This window comes from Sphaerisporangium sp. NPDC049003 (assembly GCF_043197795.1).
Taxonomy (GTDB): domain Bacteria; phylum Actinomycetota; class Actinomycetes; order Streptosporangiales; family Streptosporangiaceae; genus Sphaerisporangium.
Window position 1 is genome coordinate 286,657 of the sequence record NZ_JBICTU010000002.1, and the last position, 15,420, is coordinate 302,076.

Genomic DNA, 15,420 nt, shown 5'->3' on the forward strand with positions numbered 1-15,420 from the left:
GGACAAGACGATGTCGGCCGACGAGATCGCCGGGTCCCTGGAGAGCGGCATGACGATCGGGATCGGCGGCTGGGGGTCCCGGCGCAAGCCGATGGCCCTGGTCCGCGCGATCTGCCGCTCCGCGCTCCGTGACCTCACGGTGGTGTCGTACGGAGGGGCCGACGTGGGCCTGCTGTGCGCGTACGGCAAGGTGCGCAGGGTCGTGGCCCCGTTCGTCACCCTCGACTCGATCCCCCTGGAACCGCACTTCCGGGTCGCGCGGCAGACGGGTGCGGTGGAGTTCACCGAGTACGACGAGGGCATGTTCATGTTCGGCCTGCTCGCGGCGGCCCACCGGCTGCCGTTCCTGCCCACCCGGGCGGGCCTCGGGTCGGACGTCATGCGCGTCAACCCGGGCCTTCGTACGGTCCGCTCGCCCTACGAGGACGGCGAGGAGCTGGTCGCGGTGCCCGCCCTGACGATGGACGCGGCGCTGGTGCACCTCAACCGCGCGGACCGGCGGGGCAACGCGCAGTACCTCGGCCCCGACCCCTACTTCGGCGATGGCCTACGGCGCGGCCGGGGTCGCCATGGGAACGAGGTTCCTGCTCACCTCGGACTCGACCGTGGGCGACGAGGTGAAGAAGCTCTACCTCGGCATGTCGGACACGCTGGTGACCACCCGGGTGGACGGCGTGCCCCATCGGGTGCTGAGGATGCCGTTCGTGGAGTCGCTCGAAAGCGCCGGACGGCTCAGGGGCCTGGCCCGGGCCATCGCCAACGGCGCGCGCTTCAAGAAGATCTCCGGGCTGACCTGGGCCGAGACGCTCCGTGAGGGGCGCCGCATGCGCCACGGGCGCGACCTCACCTGGGCCCAGGTGATCCAGGCCGCCAACACCCCGATGCTGCTCAAGGCCGCCATGGTGGACGGCAGGGCCGACCTCGGCGTGATGGCGTCGGGCCAGGTCGTCGGCGTGATCGACGATCTTCCCAGCTGCGAGGAACTGATCACCCGCATCATGGCCGAGGCCAGGACCACCCTGTCCGCACTCGCCGCTTTTCCCGGGACGGACGGCTTCCAGGAGCACTAGCGCCCAGGGCCGGGCGTCGCTCAGCTCCCGTACAGGACCTCGCGCGGCCGGGGAGCGAACCCCTCGGGTCCTCGGCGGGGTGGCGAAGGACGGTCACACGACCGTGAGGCCGCGGGCGGCGAGGAGTGCGGCGGCCTGGGCGTGGTTGATGACGGCGCCCTTGAGGTAGCGCAGCTCGCTGTCGTCGGGCTCGCCGAGGTCGGCGCCGCGCAGGTCGGCCTTGGCGAACTTCGCGTCCACGAGCCGCGCGCGGATCAGGCGGCAGTCGGTGAGCGCGGCCTTGGTGAAGTCGCAGGCCGAAAGATTGGCCTCGTCGAACCGGACGCCGTCGATCGCCTGGTCGCGAAAGCCGCAGCCCGACAGGTCGGCGAGGGTGAGGTTGCTGCCGGCGAGGGTGTAGCCCGTGCCGCGGCAGCCCGACAGCTTCGCGCCGATCATGCGACAGCCGGTGAAGGAGACGTCGGTGAGCAGCGTGTCCACGAAGTCGGCCCGGGAGAGGTCGACGTCGGCGAAGACGGCGTCGGTCAGCTCGGCGCCCCCGAAGCGCACGCCCGCTCCGCCGCCTCCGGTGAACCGCGCCCCGTCGAGGTCGGCCCTGCGGAAGTCGGCGCGGTCGAGCACGCACCCCTCGAAGACGGCCTCGATCAGGCTCGCCTCGCTGAGGTCGGCTCCGGTCAGGTCACAGTCGCGGAAGACCAGCGGCCCCGGCTGGAGCGCGTCTGTCAGCGCGGCCCCTGAAAGGTCGAGACCGTCGAACTCCTGCTGCTCTGCGACCAGCCGCGCGATGTCCATGCCCGCGATTCAACCAGCCGCCCCCGACAGAAACGCACCGACCCCACCAGCCGCCGGAGACCGGTCAGATCTGGGCGTCCAGGAGGCCGGTGAGGGTCTCGGCCGCCGCCTGGCCGCACACGCGGGCGGCGCCGTGCGTGGCGATGTGGACGGCGCCGAGGTCGGTACGGCCGGGCAGGCCCATCTCGACCACGATGCCGTCGGGCCGAGCGGCCAGCAGCCTGTCGAGCGCCGCCATCTGCCAGGCGTGGCGGTGCGCGTCCCGGACAACCACCACCAGCGGCCGGTCGGCCGCCGGCACGAGCACGGCCTCGTCGAGCGAGGTCGCGGCGCTCTCCTGGTCGAGGCGCGCGACCGTGGTGCCGGGCAGGAGCTTGCTGAGCGGCTCCCCCACCCCCCACGGCATGTCCTTGTCGATCGCGAGGTTCATCTGGGGGGACAGCTCGGCCACGTGCGGAGCGGTCACCAGCGGGAGCACGGCGGCCCGCCCAGTGACGCGAGCGGTGACGCGGATGGCCCGGCGCGCGGCGGCGAGGCCCGTCTTCCCCCGCGCGGCCGAGACGGAGGAGGGTTCGGCGGAGGGGCGTGAGCACGTCCAGGCGGTGAGGCCGGCGACGCGGCGGGCGGCGTCCGCGAGCCGTTCCTCCGGCAGCAGTCCTTCGGCCACCGCGTCGGCGATCGACCCACGGATCGCCGCCACCACCGCGTCGTCGGAGTTCTCCCCGCCCACGCAGATCAGGTCGGCTCCGGCGGCGACGGCCCGCGCGCTCGCCCCGCCGATGCCGTACCGCTCCGCGACCGCGGCCATCTCGATGGCGTCGGTGATGGTCACGCCGTCGAAGCCCAGCTCATCTCTGAGCAGGCCGGTGAGGACGCGGGGGCTGAGCGTGGCGGGGAGCTCGGAGTCGTACGCGCCGACCAGCAGGTGGCCGGTCATGATCATGCGCACTCCCTCGGCGACGGCCGCGCGGAACGGGAGCAGTTCCACCTCGTGAAGCCGCTCCCGCGTCGCCGCCACCCCGGGCAGGCCGTGGTGGGAGTCGACCGCGGTGTCCCCGTGGCCGGGGAAGTGCTTGGCGCAGGCGGCGACCACCGCCGCCTGGAGCCCCCGTACCCAGGCGGCGGTGTGCCGCGCCACCAGCGCCGGATCCGCCCCGAACGACCGCAGGCCGATGACCGGGTTGCCCGGGTTGGAGTTGACGTCGGCGGCGGGAGCGAAGTTGACGTTGATCCCTGCGGCGGCGAGGTCGGCGCCGAGCCCCCTGGCGATCTCCTCGGTGAGGTCGACGTCGTCCACGACCCCGAGCGCGTAGTTACCCGGGCGCGAACTTCCGGTGTGGGCCTCCAGCCGGGTGACGTCGCCGGTCTCCTCGTCGATGCCGATGACGGCGTCCGGCCGCTCTGCGCGCAGGGCGGCGGTCAGCTCGGCGAGCTGCGAGGGGGTCCCGATGTTCCTGGAGAAGAGCACGACGCCGGCCAGTCCCTCGCCGAGGCGGCGGCGCAGCCAGTCGGGCGGAGTCCTGCCTTCGAAGCCGGGGAGGAGGACCGAATCTGCCAGACGCAGTAGCTCGGGGCTGCGCTTCATGCACTCTCCTCGCCTGGCGGCCCGTCGGCGGAACACGCCGGAGGCTCGCAGGACCGTATGGCTCGCGGCACCCGGAGGTGGCGCTCTCCCACGGGTGCCGTCTGGGACAATCCGACAATCTAATAGGAAACTTTCCTATATTCCATACCTCACGACCATGGGATGTCGCCTTTTTAGAGCGCTCTCCCGACCTGATTCGACCATACGCGCAGTAGGCCGGGCCGTCCTCGGCGACGGCCCGCCCCGCCCGGAGTTCCCGCGATTCAGAGGCGCTCGATGACGGTGACGTTCGCCTGACCGCCGCCCTCACACATCGTCTGCAGGCCGTAACGGCCGCCGGTGCGTTCGAGCTCGTGGAGCAGCGAGGTCATCAGCCGGGCCCCCGTGGCCCCGAGGGGATGGCCGAGGGCGATGGCCCCGCCGCTGGGGTTGACCCGCGCCGGATCGGCCCCGGTCTCGCGCAGCCAGGCCAGCACGACCGGGGCGAACGCCTCGTCGATCTCGACGACGTCCATGTCGCCGATCTTCATCCCGGCCTTCCTGAGCGCGTGAGCGGTGGCGGGGATCGGCGCGGAGAGCATCATGATCGGGTCGGCGCCGCGCGCCGACATGTGGCGGATACGGGCGCGCGGGGTCAGCCCGTGCGCCCGTACGGCCTCCTCGGAGGCGATGAGCAGCGCGGCGGCGCCGTCGGAGATCTGGGAGGACACCGCGGCGGTCAGCCTGCCGCCCTCCACCAGCGTCTTCAGTGCGGCCATCTTGGCGAGCGTGGTGTCGGCGCGCGGGCCCTCGTCGGCGAGCACGCCCGCGAAGGGGACGATCTCGCGTTCGAACCGGCCCTCCTCGATCGCGCCCAGCGCCCTCTGGTGGGACTCGAAGGCGAACTCCTCCATGTCCCGCCGCGAGATGTCCCACCTCTCGGCGATCATCTCGGCGCCGCGGAACTGGGACACCTCCTGCGCGCCGTACCGCGCGTGCCAGCCCTTGGAGCCCGTGAACGGGGTGGCGAAGCCGAGCGCCTGCCCCGCGGCCATCGCCTGGGCGATCGGGACCATGCTCATGTTCTGGACGCCTCCCGCGACGACCAGATCGGCGTTCCCGCTCTGGACGGCCTGCGCGGCGAAGTGGACGGCCTGCTGGGAGGACCCGCACTGCCGGTCGACGGTCACGCCGGGGACCTCCTCGGGCATGCCCGCCGCGAGCCAGCAGGTGCGGGCGATGTCCCCCGCCTGCGGGCCGACGGTGTCCACGCGCCCGAAGACGACGTCGTCGACCGCGGCGGGGTCCGCGCCGGTACGATCCATGAGCGCGCGGATGACATGGGCGCCGAGGTCGGCGGGGTGGGCCGAGGCCAGGCCGCCGTTCCTCCGGCCGACCGGGGTGCGCACGGCGCCGACGATGTATGCCTCGCTCATGGCAGGCCGTCCTTCCGGTCGTTCGCCCTCAAGGTGCGCAAGCCGTAACAAATCAGTCATCCCCGAGGGTAGCAAGCGCTTGGTAGACAGGGGAACATAGGGTGAGCAGGCGACTCACCGCAGGCGTTAGGTGAACAAGCGATTGCACGGAGGCCCATAATGGAGGGCGTGAACACGCGAAAGAACTCCGGCGGCGCGTCGGCGGTCGCGGGGGCGACCGGAGGAGCTCCCCCCCGGGGCGGCTCGGCGGCGGCCAAGCGCCAGGGCACCACACGGCGGGCCGCCTCGTCCGGTCCGGCCTCCGAGCGCCGCGACCACCTCGTGAAGCTCGCCGCCGAGCTCTTCGCACGCAAGGGTTTCCAGGCGACGACCGTGCGCGAGATCGCCGTCGAGGCGGGCATCCTGTCCGGAAGCCTCTACCACCACTTCGACTCCAAAGAGACGATCGTCGACGAGGTCCTGTCCACGTTCCTCAAGGACCTTATCGGGCGCTACAGGTCCGCTCTCGATCAGGACGGCGACCCGCGCACGATCCTGTCCGAGATGGTCCGCATCGGCTTCAGCACGCTGGAGCCGCACCGCGCCGCCATCACCGTGATGCAGAACGACTGGAACTACCTGCGTTCCCTGCCCGGCGACCGCTTCGACTACCTCATCAAGGCCGAGGACGAGGTCGAGCGCATGTGGGTGGAGCAGATCAAGCGCGGCCAGGCCGAGGGCCAGTTCCGCGCCGACGTCGACCCCAAGCTCACCTATCGCATGATCCGCGACACCATCTGGGTCGCCGTGCGCTGGTTCCGTCCCGGCGGCCGGCTCAACACCGCCGGCCTCGCCGAGCACTACGTCACCGTCCTGTTCGACGGTCTCGCCACAGGGGAACGGACCAGCCACAAAGCATGACCCCGCTCCACAAAGCCATACGGGTGGCGCTCACCGAGGTGGCCGACGCCGCCAAGGCACCCGTGATGCAGGCGTACATGAAGTCCACGATGCCCTTCCTCGGCGTCCAGGCCGTGCCCCGGCGGGCGGCGGTGAGGAGGGTGCTCTCCGAGCACCGCATCGACAGCGCGCCCGAGTGGCGCAGGACCGTCCTCGCGATGTGGCGCGACGCCGAGTACCGCGAGGAGCGGTACGCCGCGATGGAGCTATCGGCGTTCCGCTACTACAAGGGCTTTCAGACGCTCTACACGGTGCCGATGTACGAGGAGATGATCGTCACCGGCGCCTGGTGGGACTACGTCGACGACCTGGCGGTCAACCGCGTCGGGTCGCTGCTGCGGGCCTACCCCGACACGATGCGCCCGCTCATGCTCGAATGGGCCGGCGTCGACGACCTGTGGCGGCGGCGCACCGCGATCCTGTGCCAGAACTCCTTCAAGGACCGCACCGACGTGGGCCTGCTGTACGCCTGCATCGAGCCGAGTCTCGCCGACACCGACTTCTTCGCACGCAAGGCCATCGGCTGGGCTCTGCGCGAGTACGCCAAGACCGATCCCCGCGAGGTCGTCCGCTATGTCAACCACAAGGGCCTGAACGGCCTCAGCCGGCGCGAGGCCCTGAAGAACCTCCCGCTCACCTAGCGCCGGCGGGCGGGACGTGGCGTCACCCGGCCCTCCGCAGCAGGGCCGCGCTCCCGTAACCGCCGCCGAACCCGGTCACCAGGGCCGTCTCGTGCGCTCCGCCGCGCAGTTCCCGCACGGCCTGCGCCACGTTGTTGAGCCCGTGGACATAACCCTCCGACAGCAGCCCCCCGTGCGGGTTGACCGACCTGTGCCCCCGCTTGAGCAGGTACGTCCCGAGGTCCTCCCTCGCGACGAAGCCGAAGTCCTCCAGTTGCCTCGGCACCAGCCAGGAGTAGGCGTCGTAGAGGAGCGCCACGTCGACGTCGCGCGCCGACAGGCCCGTGGCCTCCCACAGCATGGGGGCGACGTAGGCGGAGAAGACGGCCGTGACGTCGGGCGCCCGGTCCATGGCCGAGCAGCCGGGGCCGCCGCCGCGGACGACCGCCTGGATCCGCGGCGCCTCGGGCGCGAGCCGCACGTCCCGCACGACCAGCGCGCAGGCGCCGTCGGTCTCCTGGCAGCAGTCCACGGTCCGCAGCGGCGTGCAGACGTACGGCCTGGCGAGGTAGTCGCCGAGCGGCAGCGGCTCCCGGCGCAGGGCGCGGGGGTTGCCGGCGGCGTTCTCCCTGGACTGGGCGACGACGGCGTGCAGGTGCTCCTCGGTGAGCCCGGTGTCGTGCAGGTAGCGCTGGGCGGCGAGGGCGAACATCGGGATGGGGCCCGCCATGCCGTACGGGATGGTGAACCGCTCCTGCGGGCCGGTGGAGACGGTGTTCATCCGCGTCCCCGAACGCCCGTTGAGCGCCCGATAGACCAGGATATTTCGCGCTATACCGCTAGAAATCAGCATTGCGGCGTCACCCAGGATGGACGCCGCCTGGGTCCCGCCCCCGCTGGTGTCGTTGTGCCAGCCGATCCGCTCGATGCGCAGGGCGCGGGCGACCTGCACGACCGGCACGGAGTCGTTCATGTGGTAACTCAGCACCGCGTCGAGGTCCGAAGCGGCGACGCCCGCGTCGGCGAGCGCCGCGCGCGAGGCCTCCACCGCGAGTTCGAGCACGGTACGGCCGGACCGCCTGGTCAGGGCCGTCATCCCGACCCCCGCGACCGCCGCCCGACCCGCGAACCCCTGCATCGGCACCCCTCGCCGTGCCCTCTTCGTGCCTTCGCCCGTCACGCTAACGCCCCGACCTTGGCAAGGCAATCGCTTGCTCGGTTCTCCGCCAGATCCTGCTCCACCGGGCCCGCCCCCCCACACCCGTACACGGAGCGCCCGCGTGTGACCGACCCGCGACACGCAAGACGAAAAATCGTCACATGATCAAGATTGTGGTGATTTTCGTTTATATTCGGCCAGAGAGCGGTAGTCAGAGGGCGTCACGACTCCGGACGGCGAGGCGGGGGCACGGATGAGCGACCAGGAGCAGGCTCCACCCGGGATCGATCCCAGGACACCCAGCGTGGCCCGCATGTACGACTACTACCTCGGCGGCAAGCCAACTATTGCTCAAAATAGGCGTATAACGGGCGCTTCCCTTACCCAGCCATCGCCACCCCCACACACCCCCCGCCCCCCTGCCCACCACCCGTAAACGATCACTCACCCCGCAGCCCCCGCCTACGGCCCGCCCACCCACCCCAGGGTCCGTCGTGGCGCACGACCGCTCACTCCGCCCAGCAACCGGCACCCCGAAACGGTGCCTCCGGCACTGTCTTCCAAGGCGACCCTCACCCCGCCCACCACGCGCCAACGCGCAAGCAACCCACCGCCGGTTGCCGAAACAACCCGCAGAACCAGCCCACGCCCTCACGCCCCACGAGTCATGCGAGGCGTTGCCGAAAGAATCCGCCGCCCCACACGACACCCGCGCCCCCCAAGCTTTGCCGAAAGAATCGGCCGCCCCTCTCACGACCCCACCCCCCGAGGCGTTGCCGAAAGAGCGAATCGTGCTCTGACTCATCAGTTGCCGAACAACCGGCAGCCCTAGACGATCACACGCACACGCATGCATTGCCGAATTGTTCTTATAAGGGTCAAGGCGGCGCGCAAGCGCGCCGCGCGGCCTTGTGCCCTCCGGCCGGGCATGCGGCCTTCGGCCGGTCCCGGCCGGAGCACCGGCCGCCAACCTCACAGCACACCCAGACCCCCAAGATCACTCAGCGATCAACCGCGGAACTGTCCAAGATCGACCATCCCCCGCAGTGGCGCCGGCCGAACTCCCTCACGGTCGCCCTACGGGTGGCCTACGGCCATTCCGCCGGCCCCACCGCTCCCGTACCCATCACCAGAGCGCATCGTCCCGTCCACTGCCGAAACAACCCCCGCCCAAGTTCGTCTCTGCCAGACAAACCGCAAGTGCCCGACACTCCACCCAACGCCACCAAGCCGACATGGCCGGGAACACGGAAAGGCCCCCGACCGGAACGAATCCAGTGAGGGCCTTCCACGGGTGCCTTACTCCACTCAGTAGAACAGCGCGGTCCTGGTCAGATCTCCTGCTGAGCACCACCGAGAGACACAGATTCAGCCACCCAGTTCAAGCGATCGATGCCCGCCACCATCCCCGCGACAGCGAGATTTCTCCGGTGGGGGCGATCGATACCCGCGACCCGAGCACCGGCAGTTCACCGTTTCGCACCCAGTGATGCCGAATCTCATCAAGGATGTCCCACAGCCTTCGAGGTCCGCCCTGATGAACGGTCGGAAGCTCGTCCCACGCCGCACTCGCCCGCGACCACGATCCATCAGCATGGGCCATCCACGCAGTCTGACCGCCATCGTCTCCGGACTCTGTATAACGGTGCTCGATCCCCGGAGCGACCACTTCCAGCATCGAGCACAACTCCCAAGCGGCCGAGACATTCACCATCGGATAGCGGCCCTTGGTGACCTCCTCACCCTCCTGCTCGAAGGCGGCGTCCCACAACTCGACCGGTCCCGGTGGATAGTCCGCGCCGCTTCGGGTCTGCATGAACATCGCCCGATCCCGCTCCACCTGTCCGCTAGCGCCACCATCCACCGTCTTGTTCGCTGTGATGATCAGCGAGGTATCGCGGATCACGGTGACCAGCCGTCCGCCCGGTTTCAGCGCAGCGAGCCAGCTTGCGGGGATCGGCCTGACCGACACCATCGACACGATCCGGTCGTACTCCCCAGGAAGCGGCCCCGTCGCATCGCAGGTGACCACCTTGGGATGCAAGCCCATTCCATCCAGGCGTTCGGCCGCAACCTCGGTCAGATACGGATCAACATCGATGCTGGTGACTTGCCTCTCCCCGAGCAGACGGGACAGAAGCGCCGCGCTGTACCCGCTACCAGTCGCCACATCCAGAACAGACGCGTCCGGGAAAACCTCTAGATGCCGCAGCATCCGCACCACCAAGCCGGGCAGGGTTGAGGACGAGGTGGGCCATCCCGAGCACCGCTCACCGAGCCGGGCATGATCGGCGTGGCGTCCGCCAACCTGGGTGACCAACGTCCGATCGCTGTAGGCCGCCTCCATCCACGCCTTCGGGTCAGAGGGACCGTCGTACAGCGCCCCCCACCCGTCTCCCTCGCCGTCTGTCTCCCACCATCGAGGAACCAGCAGATGCCGGGCAGTGGCCGCTACCGGCCCGCACCACCGCGACCCCGGATGAGTCACAGCCGCAGCGAGACCTTCCGCATGCCGTTCCCAGCTCATCCCTGAACCCCTACTTTCTCTTGGTATCCGGATTGCAGAAGCGAGGGTTGCACGCGGGCTGTTCCGCAGGCGCACAATCCGACCCGTCTCTCTGAGACGGCTTACACGTCGGGTTGCACCCCGTCGTGTCCGGCTTGCATTTGTTCTCCGGATTGCACTTGTTATCCGGACTGCACTTCATCTCCGGTCCTCGCGCCGGGATCGTCGCGACGAGGTCACGCCACCGCTGGCCGGTCAAGATCTCTCCGAGACCCTGGACTCGCACGTTCCCAGAGGCAGGCAACCACCGCGACAGGACACACGGCCACACATCACCGCTGGGAGAGATTGCCGCTTGTTCACGCCCACACCCCCCGCATAACTGCGACACATCCGATTCCGTACGCGCGCCACGGCCGACACCACGAAGCCGATCGGTGCCGATGCGGGTCACTCCCAGCGCCTCCAGCTCCGTACGGGCCTGCTCAACGCGCTGTCCGTCAAGCACATCGATGATCCCCACCCGGACCGGGATCCCGCGCCTGACCGCCTCAGCGATATTCGCCCGTGTACGTGCATGGCTACCCCTGCGGCCCGTCACCGCCGCGTGCTCGGACGACCGATCGGAGTAATAGCTGGTGGCCAGCGATACCTTCGGGGAGACGAACAGCTCCCACCACTCGTCCCGCACATGCACCAGGTTACTGAACACCTCCACCGACAGCCCGCAGTCGATCGCGTGCCGGAGAAGGCGCACGAACTGCGGGTGCACGGTCGGCTCACCGCCGATCAACTGAACCTGCGACACCCCCAGCGACGCCGCGTCCGCGATGACCGTGCTCCAGTCATTTGCCGTCATGGTGCCATGGTCACCGGTCGGCCCCGATTCGGCGTAACAATGGACGCATTCGAGCTGGCAACGCCCGGTCAGCTCCAATTCCAGGTGCCAGCCGAGCAGGGCAGGGCCGTTGGTCGCGTGCGTGAGCACCGTCATCGTGACTTCCTTTCGAGTTGCTTACTAGCCCCCGAGATGGATGGGCGACGGCGCAGGCCGGAGAACACAAGTCACCGCGCCGCCACCTGGAATTCGACTACCTCAAGAACCGGCCTTGTGCTCTCCCAGCCACAATGCCCAGCCGAACGTGAGAGCGACGACCCCGGTTAGGGTGACATCGAGCGTGGTCAGGCCAGCGAACAGCGGGACCATGCCACCATAAGTGAGCAGAAAGGCCACAGCGCAGATCACGCCAGTAGCGAATGATGGAAAGATCTTCCGCACCGTCATTTCCTCCTTTCTTTTGATTGGCCCGGTTTTCGCCGGTGCCTTGTCCCCGAGATGGATGAGGCGACGGCGCGGGTTAGGGGAAGTCACCGCGCCGCCGTCCCCGACTGAGGGGCGGTATACGGTCCGCCAGCCGTGAGCCTTAACAGGCGGGGGGCGAATGACCCGATCGGTTCTGTTCATCAGAGCGTCACCTTGAACCAGACCACCCGGCCCCTGGCGTCGTCGGACCAACCCCACGCCGAGGACAGTTCACGGACCATCCACAGCCCACGGCCACTCTCGCTAAGCGGGTCCACCTGCCACGGGATCTGTGGAATGGTCCGCGCCGAGCCCGCATCCCTCACCGACACGCGCACGCTCTCGCCGTCGTCGGAAACCTCAAGACTCACGACTCCACCGCGCCTACGCCCAGAGTCCGAGTGCTTCACGGAATTCGCGACGACCTCACCGACCAACAGCTCAATGTCACCCACATCCACCAGGCCCACCGAGGCCAGCAACCTGCGCACGTAGGCCCGCGCCAGCGCGACGGAACCAGGCTGGGCCAGGAGATCGATGCGGCCGAGAAGCCCCGCCGTCCTCATTGCGCCGCCTCCCAGATCCGGTCTACCGAATCCGCCTTCGACGCCAGCGCCCGCTGACTCGCACCCCGGCCCCAGGTGAAGAACCATGTCCCCTTATGCGACAGCGCCATGACGCGCACAGGCTCAGTCGCCCGAGGAATGACCAACAGCGGCTCGTGCTTCGGCGGCAGCTCAAGCAACGTCCGGACACCCCGCTTGTCCAGGTCCCACGCCAGCCGAACCAGGTGAAGGAACTTCTCTTCCCTTACCGCCCGAGTAACCCGCCGACCGTTCGTGGGCGTGCCAGCCTTGAGACGAGATGAGGAACGTTCAACGTTTTGGCCTGTCATGCGCTCTGCCCTTCATGAGCACGGCAGTTGACCTTGCGGAAGCGTGTCCATCCGCTTACCGACACGCAGTCACTCGCGGTACACTTCCGGAAGCTACCGGAGAACTGCTTCCTCCGGAAGCTACCTTTGGAAGTTTCCACAGGGAGAGATCATGCCGCCAGAGACGAGTCCGACCGTGCGCCGCCGTCGCCTAGCTTCTGAGCTGCGAAGACTCAGAGTTGAGCGCGGGATGAGTATGCAAGAAGTAGCGGAACGGATAGAGATAACCGCCGCCTCACTCAGTCGCCTCGAAACGGGACGTCGAGGGATCCGACCTCGCGACCTGCGTTTCTTCCTCGATCTATACGAAGTCGGCGAACCCGAGCGAGAAGACCTGTTGACCCTCGCTCGGGAAGCACAGCAACGCGGCTGGTGGCAGAACTACAGCAACCTGCTGCCCAGCGAGTACGCCACACTGATCGGATTGGAAGCGGAAGCGGCCACCATCAGGAACTACACACAGACGTTGGTCCCTGGACTGTTGCAGACCGAGGCGTACGCGCGGGCGATCATCGAAGCGTTCCGCCCGAACGACTCGCCGGACGAGATCAGCCGTCTTGTAACCGTCAGGATGGAGCGACAGAAGCGGCTCACAGGTGATCGACCGCTTGAGCTGTCAGTGGTGCTCGGCGAGGGCGTCATTAGACAGCACGTCGGTACGCCAGAGATCACCGCCGAACAGTTGCGGCGACTGGCAGACCGACGGCCGAACGTCATGGTTCAAGTCCTGCCCTACCGTGCAGGAGCGCACCCAGCGCTGACGGGATCGTTCAGCATCGTAGGGTTCCCCGCGTCGAGTGACCTTGACGTGGTCTACCTTGAGAACATGTCGAGTGCGCTCTACCTCGAAGAAGCCGATGACGTGCGCAAGTACGGCATGGTGTCCGACTACCTCAGAGCAGCAGCGCTCAGCCCCAACGACTCAGCCGATATGCTGTTGGAAGCAGCAGATAGACTCACATAGGTGATCCATAGAGAGGAGGCGCGGGATGCCTGACATGGACTTGTCCCGCGTCAGATGGCGTAAGAGTTCCTACAGCGGCGGCAACGGGGACTGCGTTGAGATAGGGGATCTGCCTCACGGCAGCGTCGCCGTCCGCGACAGCAAGAACCCGACCGGTCCGGCGCTGATCTTCACTCCCGGCGAGTGGTCAGCCTTCCTGAGTGGAGTCAGGGGCGGCGAGTTCGACGCCTGACAACCCCGCCCCTCCCTCTTCGCGTTCCCTAGGAGCCCTCGTCACGACGGGGGCTCTCTTGCGTTCCGGACAAGACGCCTCCGGCGGGGGAATCCGGCCCCGGAGCGGCCCGCGTTGCCGAAAGACCGTAGCGGGTTGCTGCGGAAGCCCGTCCGCTCCTCCCGCCGTCATCCCAGGACAAGCCGAGCAGGGTAGGACCTGGGGCGCAAGATCGTTCGTCCGGTAGGGCGCTGCATCTTGCGCCCCAGCCCCTACCCCGCACCCCTCCGGATGGGATGACGGCGTACGGACCGGCCAGGCAGGCGGGTTGGTGCAGTGCAACCAGGCGAACCCGACCCCCGCTCTGACCTGCAACGATCATAACGGTTATAAGCACACTTTCAGGACTAGCTAGCAAGGACAATTTCGCCTCCGACCGCGAGGCCGCCGAGAAGATCATGAAGGTGCTGCCGGGCGTCAGGCAGGTCGCCCGCGAGAACCGGGCCTTCCTCGGCAGGGCCGTGCGCTTCCTGGCCGAGCGGGGAATCCACCAGTTCATCGACATCGGCACCGGCCTGCCCACGCGGGAGAACGTCCACCAGGTCGCCCTCGGCGCGACCCGCGACGCGCGGGTGGTCTACGTCGACAACGATCCGATCGTGCTCGTCCACGCCCGCGCCCTGCTCGCCGACAACCCACGGACGAGCGTCATCAACGGCGACCTGCGCGATCCCAAGTCGATCATCGAGCACCCCGAGACCCAGGCCCAGATCGACTTCGGCCGGCCCTTCGCCGTCATCCTCTGCGCGATCGTGCACTTCGTCGACGACGACACCGAGGCCGCGAGCATCGTCGCCCACCTGCGCGACACCCTCCCGGCCGGCGGCGCCCTGGTCCTCTCGCACGGCTTCAAGGGCGAGCTCAACGACGAGACGCTGGCCGAGGCGGAGGGGATCTACGCGCGGACCAAGGGAGCGCTCAAGGTGCGCGACCGGAGCACGATCCGCGACTACTTCTCCGGGCTCGAACTGGTGGAGCCAGGACTGGTCCACGCCGGGTCCTGGCGGCCGGACCACGACCTCGAAGAGGACCAGTCGGCCCCCGGCGTCCTCGGGGGCGTCGGGCTGGTTCCCGGGCGGGCCGGCCGGTAGTTCCACGCGTTGGATAGTAAAAATATCCAACCGGGAGATACGATCTCCCCATGCGGATTTCCCAGCTCAGCGCCGCGTCGGGAGTGCCCATCCCCACGATCAAGTACTACCTGCGCGAGGGTCTGCTCCCCCAGGGCGAGCAGACCTCCGCCACCCGGGCGGAGTACGGCGAGGCCCATCTGCGCAGGCTGAGGCTGATCCGCGCGCTCCTGGAGGTCGGCCGCCTACCCGTCGCCTCCATCGGCAAGATCGTGGCGGTGGTGGAGGACGAGGAGATGCCGGTCCACGAGATGCTGGGCACGGCCCACTACGCGCTCGCCTCACCGGGCGAGTCGCGACCGGACGACGAGGAGCACCACGCGGCGCGCGAGCGTGTGGACACGCTGATCGACGAGCTCGAATGGCACGTCCACCCCGAGGCGCCCACCCGCGAGGAACTGGCGCAGATCCTCGTCAGGATCGACCAGCTCGGCATGCCGGCGAGCGACGAGAGCATGCGCCACTACGCCGGCCTGATGATGCGCCTGGTCTCCGAGCACGAGATGGGCAAGATCCCCTTCGACGGTCCCCGCGAGACGGCCGTCGAGTCGCTGGTGATCGGCACGGTCCTGTACGGCAAGGCGTTCGACGTGCTCAGGAGGCTGGCCCAGGAGTCGGAGTCCGCCCGCATCCTCGGCCGCTGAGCCGGAGTCCCGCACGCCCCGCGCCAGGCCGCCTTCCGGACCCTCCCACCGCGCCCCACGCCCGCCGGCGTGGGGCGCGAGGCATTCC

General features: G+C 68.6%; 15 protein-coding genes and 1 pseudogene. 8 read left to right on the plus strand and 8 right to left on the minus strand.

Features of this window, described 5'->3' with window-relative positions; translation table 11 throughout:
• Positions 1-10 precede the first annotated feature (10 nt).
• Both ACGFIV_RS03225 and ACGFIV_RS03230 read left to right on the plus strand, forming a co-directional pair.
• Positions 11-544: pseudogene (locus ACGFIV_RS03225) on the plus strand (CoA transferase subunit A); the annotation flags it as partial.
• Entirely contained in the window at positions 543-1,070 is a 528-nt protein-coding gene (locus ACGFIV_RS03230; protein WP_358554320.1) for a nitronate monooxygenase, read from the plus strand. The pseudogene ACGFIV_RS03225 and the gene ACGFIV_RS03230, both read left to right, overlap by 2 nt.
• Before the next feature lie 93 nt (positions 1,071-1,163).
• Here the strand turns inward: ACGFIV_RS03230 and ACGFIV_RS03235 are convergent, their stop codons facing one another.
• The 3 genes from ACGFIV_RS03235 to ACGFIV_RS03245 form a co-directional block, all read right to left on the minus strand.
• Positions 1,164-1,862, minus strand: a complete 699-nt coding sequence (locus ACGFIV_RS03235) for a pentapeptide repeat-containing protein (RefSeq protein ID WP_392831473.1) — start codon at positions 1,860-1,862, stop codon at positions 1,164-1,166.
• A 64-nt stretch (positions 1,863-1,926) separates the two neighbouring features.
• Entirely contained in the window at positions 1,927-3,447 is a 1,521-nt protein-coding gene (locus ACGFIV_RS03240; RefSeq protein ID WP_358554314.1) for a glycoside hydrolase family 3 N-terminal domain-containing protein, read from the minus strand.
• A 263-nt stretch (positions 3,448-3,710) separates the two neighbouring features.
• A complete protein-coding gene (locus ACGFIV_RS03245; protein WP_358554311.1) occupies positions 3,711-4,862 on the minus strand; it encodes an acetyl-CoA C-acetyltransferase in 1,152 nt (383 codons plus the stop codon).
• A 168-nt stretch (positions 4,863-5,030) separates the two neighbouring features.
• Here ACGFIV_RS03245 and ACGFIV_RS03250 point away from each other — a divergent pair, with 168 nt between their 5' ends.
• Positions 5,031-5,762, plus strand: a complete 732-nt coding sequence (locus ACGFIV_RS03250) for a TetR/AcrR family transcriptional regulator (protein ID WP_358554308.1) — start codon at positions 5,031-5,033, stop codon at positions 5,760-5,762.
• A complete protein-coding gene (locus tag ACGFIV_RS03255) occupies positions 5,759-6,442 on the plus strand; it encodes a DNA alkylation repair protein (protein ID WP_358554305.1) in 684 nt (227 codons plus the stop codon). The genes ACGFIV_RS03250 and ACGFIV_RS03255 overlap by 4 nt, the downstream gene beginning before the upstream one ends.
• 22 nt (positions 6,443-6,464) lie before the next feature.
• On the opposite strand, the gene ACGFIV_RS03260 is transcribed toward ACGFIV_RS03255, so the two are convergent.
• The 5 genes from ACGFIV_RS03260 to ACGFIV_RS03280 all read right to left on the minus strand — a co-directional run bounded on the left by ACGFIV_RS03260 (position 6,465) and on the right by ACGFIV_RS03280 (position 11,955).
• On the minus strand, positions 6,465-7,559 hold the full coding sequence (locus tag ACGFIV_RS03260; protein WP_392831478.1) for an acetyl-CoA acetyltransferase: 1,095 nt from the start codon (positions 7,557-7,559) through the stop codon (positions 6,465-6,467).
• A gap of 1,402 nt (positions 7,560-8,961) precedes the next feature.
• Positions 8,962-9,927: a methyltransferase domain-containing protein gene (locus ACGFIV_RS03265; RefSeq protein ID WP_392831481.1), complete on the minus strand. Its 966-nt coding sequence runs from the start codon at positions 9,925-9,927 to the stop codon at positions 8,962-8,964.
• 190 nt (positions 9,928-10,117) lie between these two features.
• Complete coding sequence (locus ACGFIV_RS03270) at positions 10,118-11,080, minus strand: radical SAM protein (RefSeq protein WP_392831484.1); 963 nt, start codon at positions 11,078-11,080, stop codon at positions 10,118-10,120.
• 102 nt (positions 11,081-11,182) lie between these two features.
• Complete coding sequence (locus tag ACGFIV_RS03275) at positions 11,183-11,371, minus strand: hypothetical protein (RefSeq protein WP_392831487.1); 189 nt, start codon at positions 11,369-11,371, stop codon at positions 11,183-11,185.
• Positions 11,372-11,550: 179 nt separating this feature from the next.
• Positions 11,551-11,955, minus strand: coding sequence for an ATP-binding protein (locus tag ACGFIV_RS03280; RefSeq protein ID WP_392831490.1), 405 nt, complete (start codon positions 11,953-11,955; stop codon positions 11,551-11,553).
• A gap of 480 nt (positions 11,956-12,435) precedes the next feature.
• Between ACGFIV_RS03280 and ACGFIV_RS03285 the strand changes: the two genes are divergently transcribed.
• The 4 genes from ACGFIV_RS03285 to ACGFIV_RS03300 all read left to right on the plus strand — a co-directional run bounded on the left by ACGFIV_RS03285 (position 12,436) and on the right by ACGFIV_RS03300 (position 15,332).
• The gene (locus ACGFIV_RS03285; protein ID WP_392831492.1) at positions 12,436-13,287 is read left to right on the plus strand and encodes a helix-turn-helix domain-containing protein; all 852 of its coding nucleotides are present in this window, start codon (positions 12,436-12,438) and stop codon (positions 13,285-13,287) included.
• A 25-nt stretch (positions 13,288-13,312) separates the two neighbouring features.
• A complete protein-coding gene (locus ACGFIV_RS03290; RefSeq protein WP_392831495.1) occupies positions 13,313-13,519 on the plus strand; it encodes a DUF397 domain-containing protein in 207 nt (68 codons plus the stop codon).
• Between the two features lie 368 nt (positions 13,520-13,887).
• Positions 13,888-14,649, plus strand: a complete 762-nt coding sequence (locus tag ACGFIV_RS03295; protein ID WP_392831608.1) for an SAM-dependent methyltransferase — start codon at positions 13,888-13,890, stop codon at positions 14,647-14,649.
• A gap of 50 nt (positions 14,650-14,699) precedes the next feature.
• A complete protein-coding gene (locus tag ACGFIV_RS03300; protein ID WP_358561368.1) occupies positions 14,700-15,332 on the plus strand; it encodes a MerR family transcriptional regulator in 633 nt (210 codons plus the stop codon).
• Positions 15,333-15,420 lie beyond the last annotated feature (88 nt).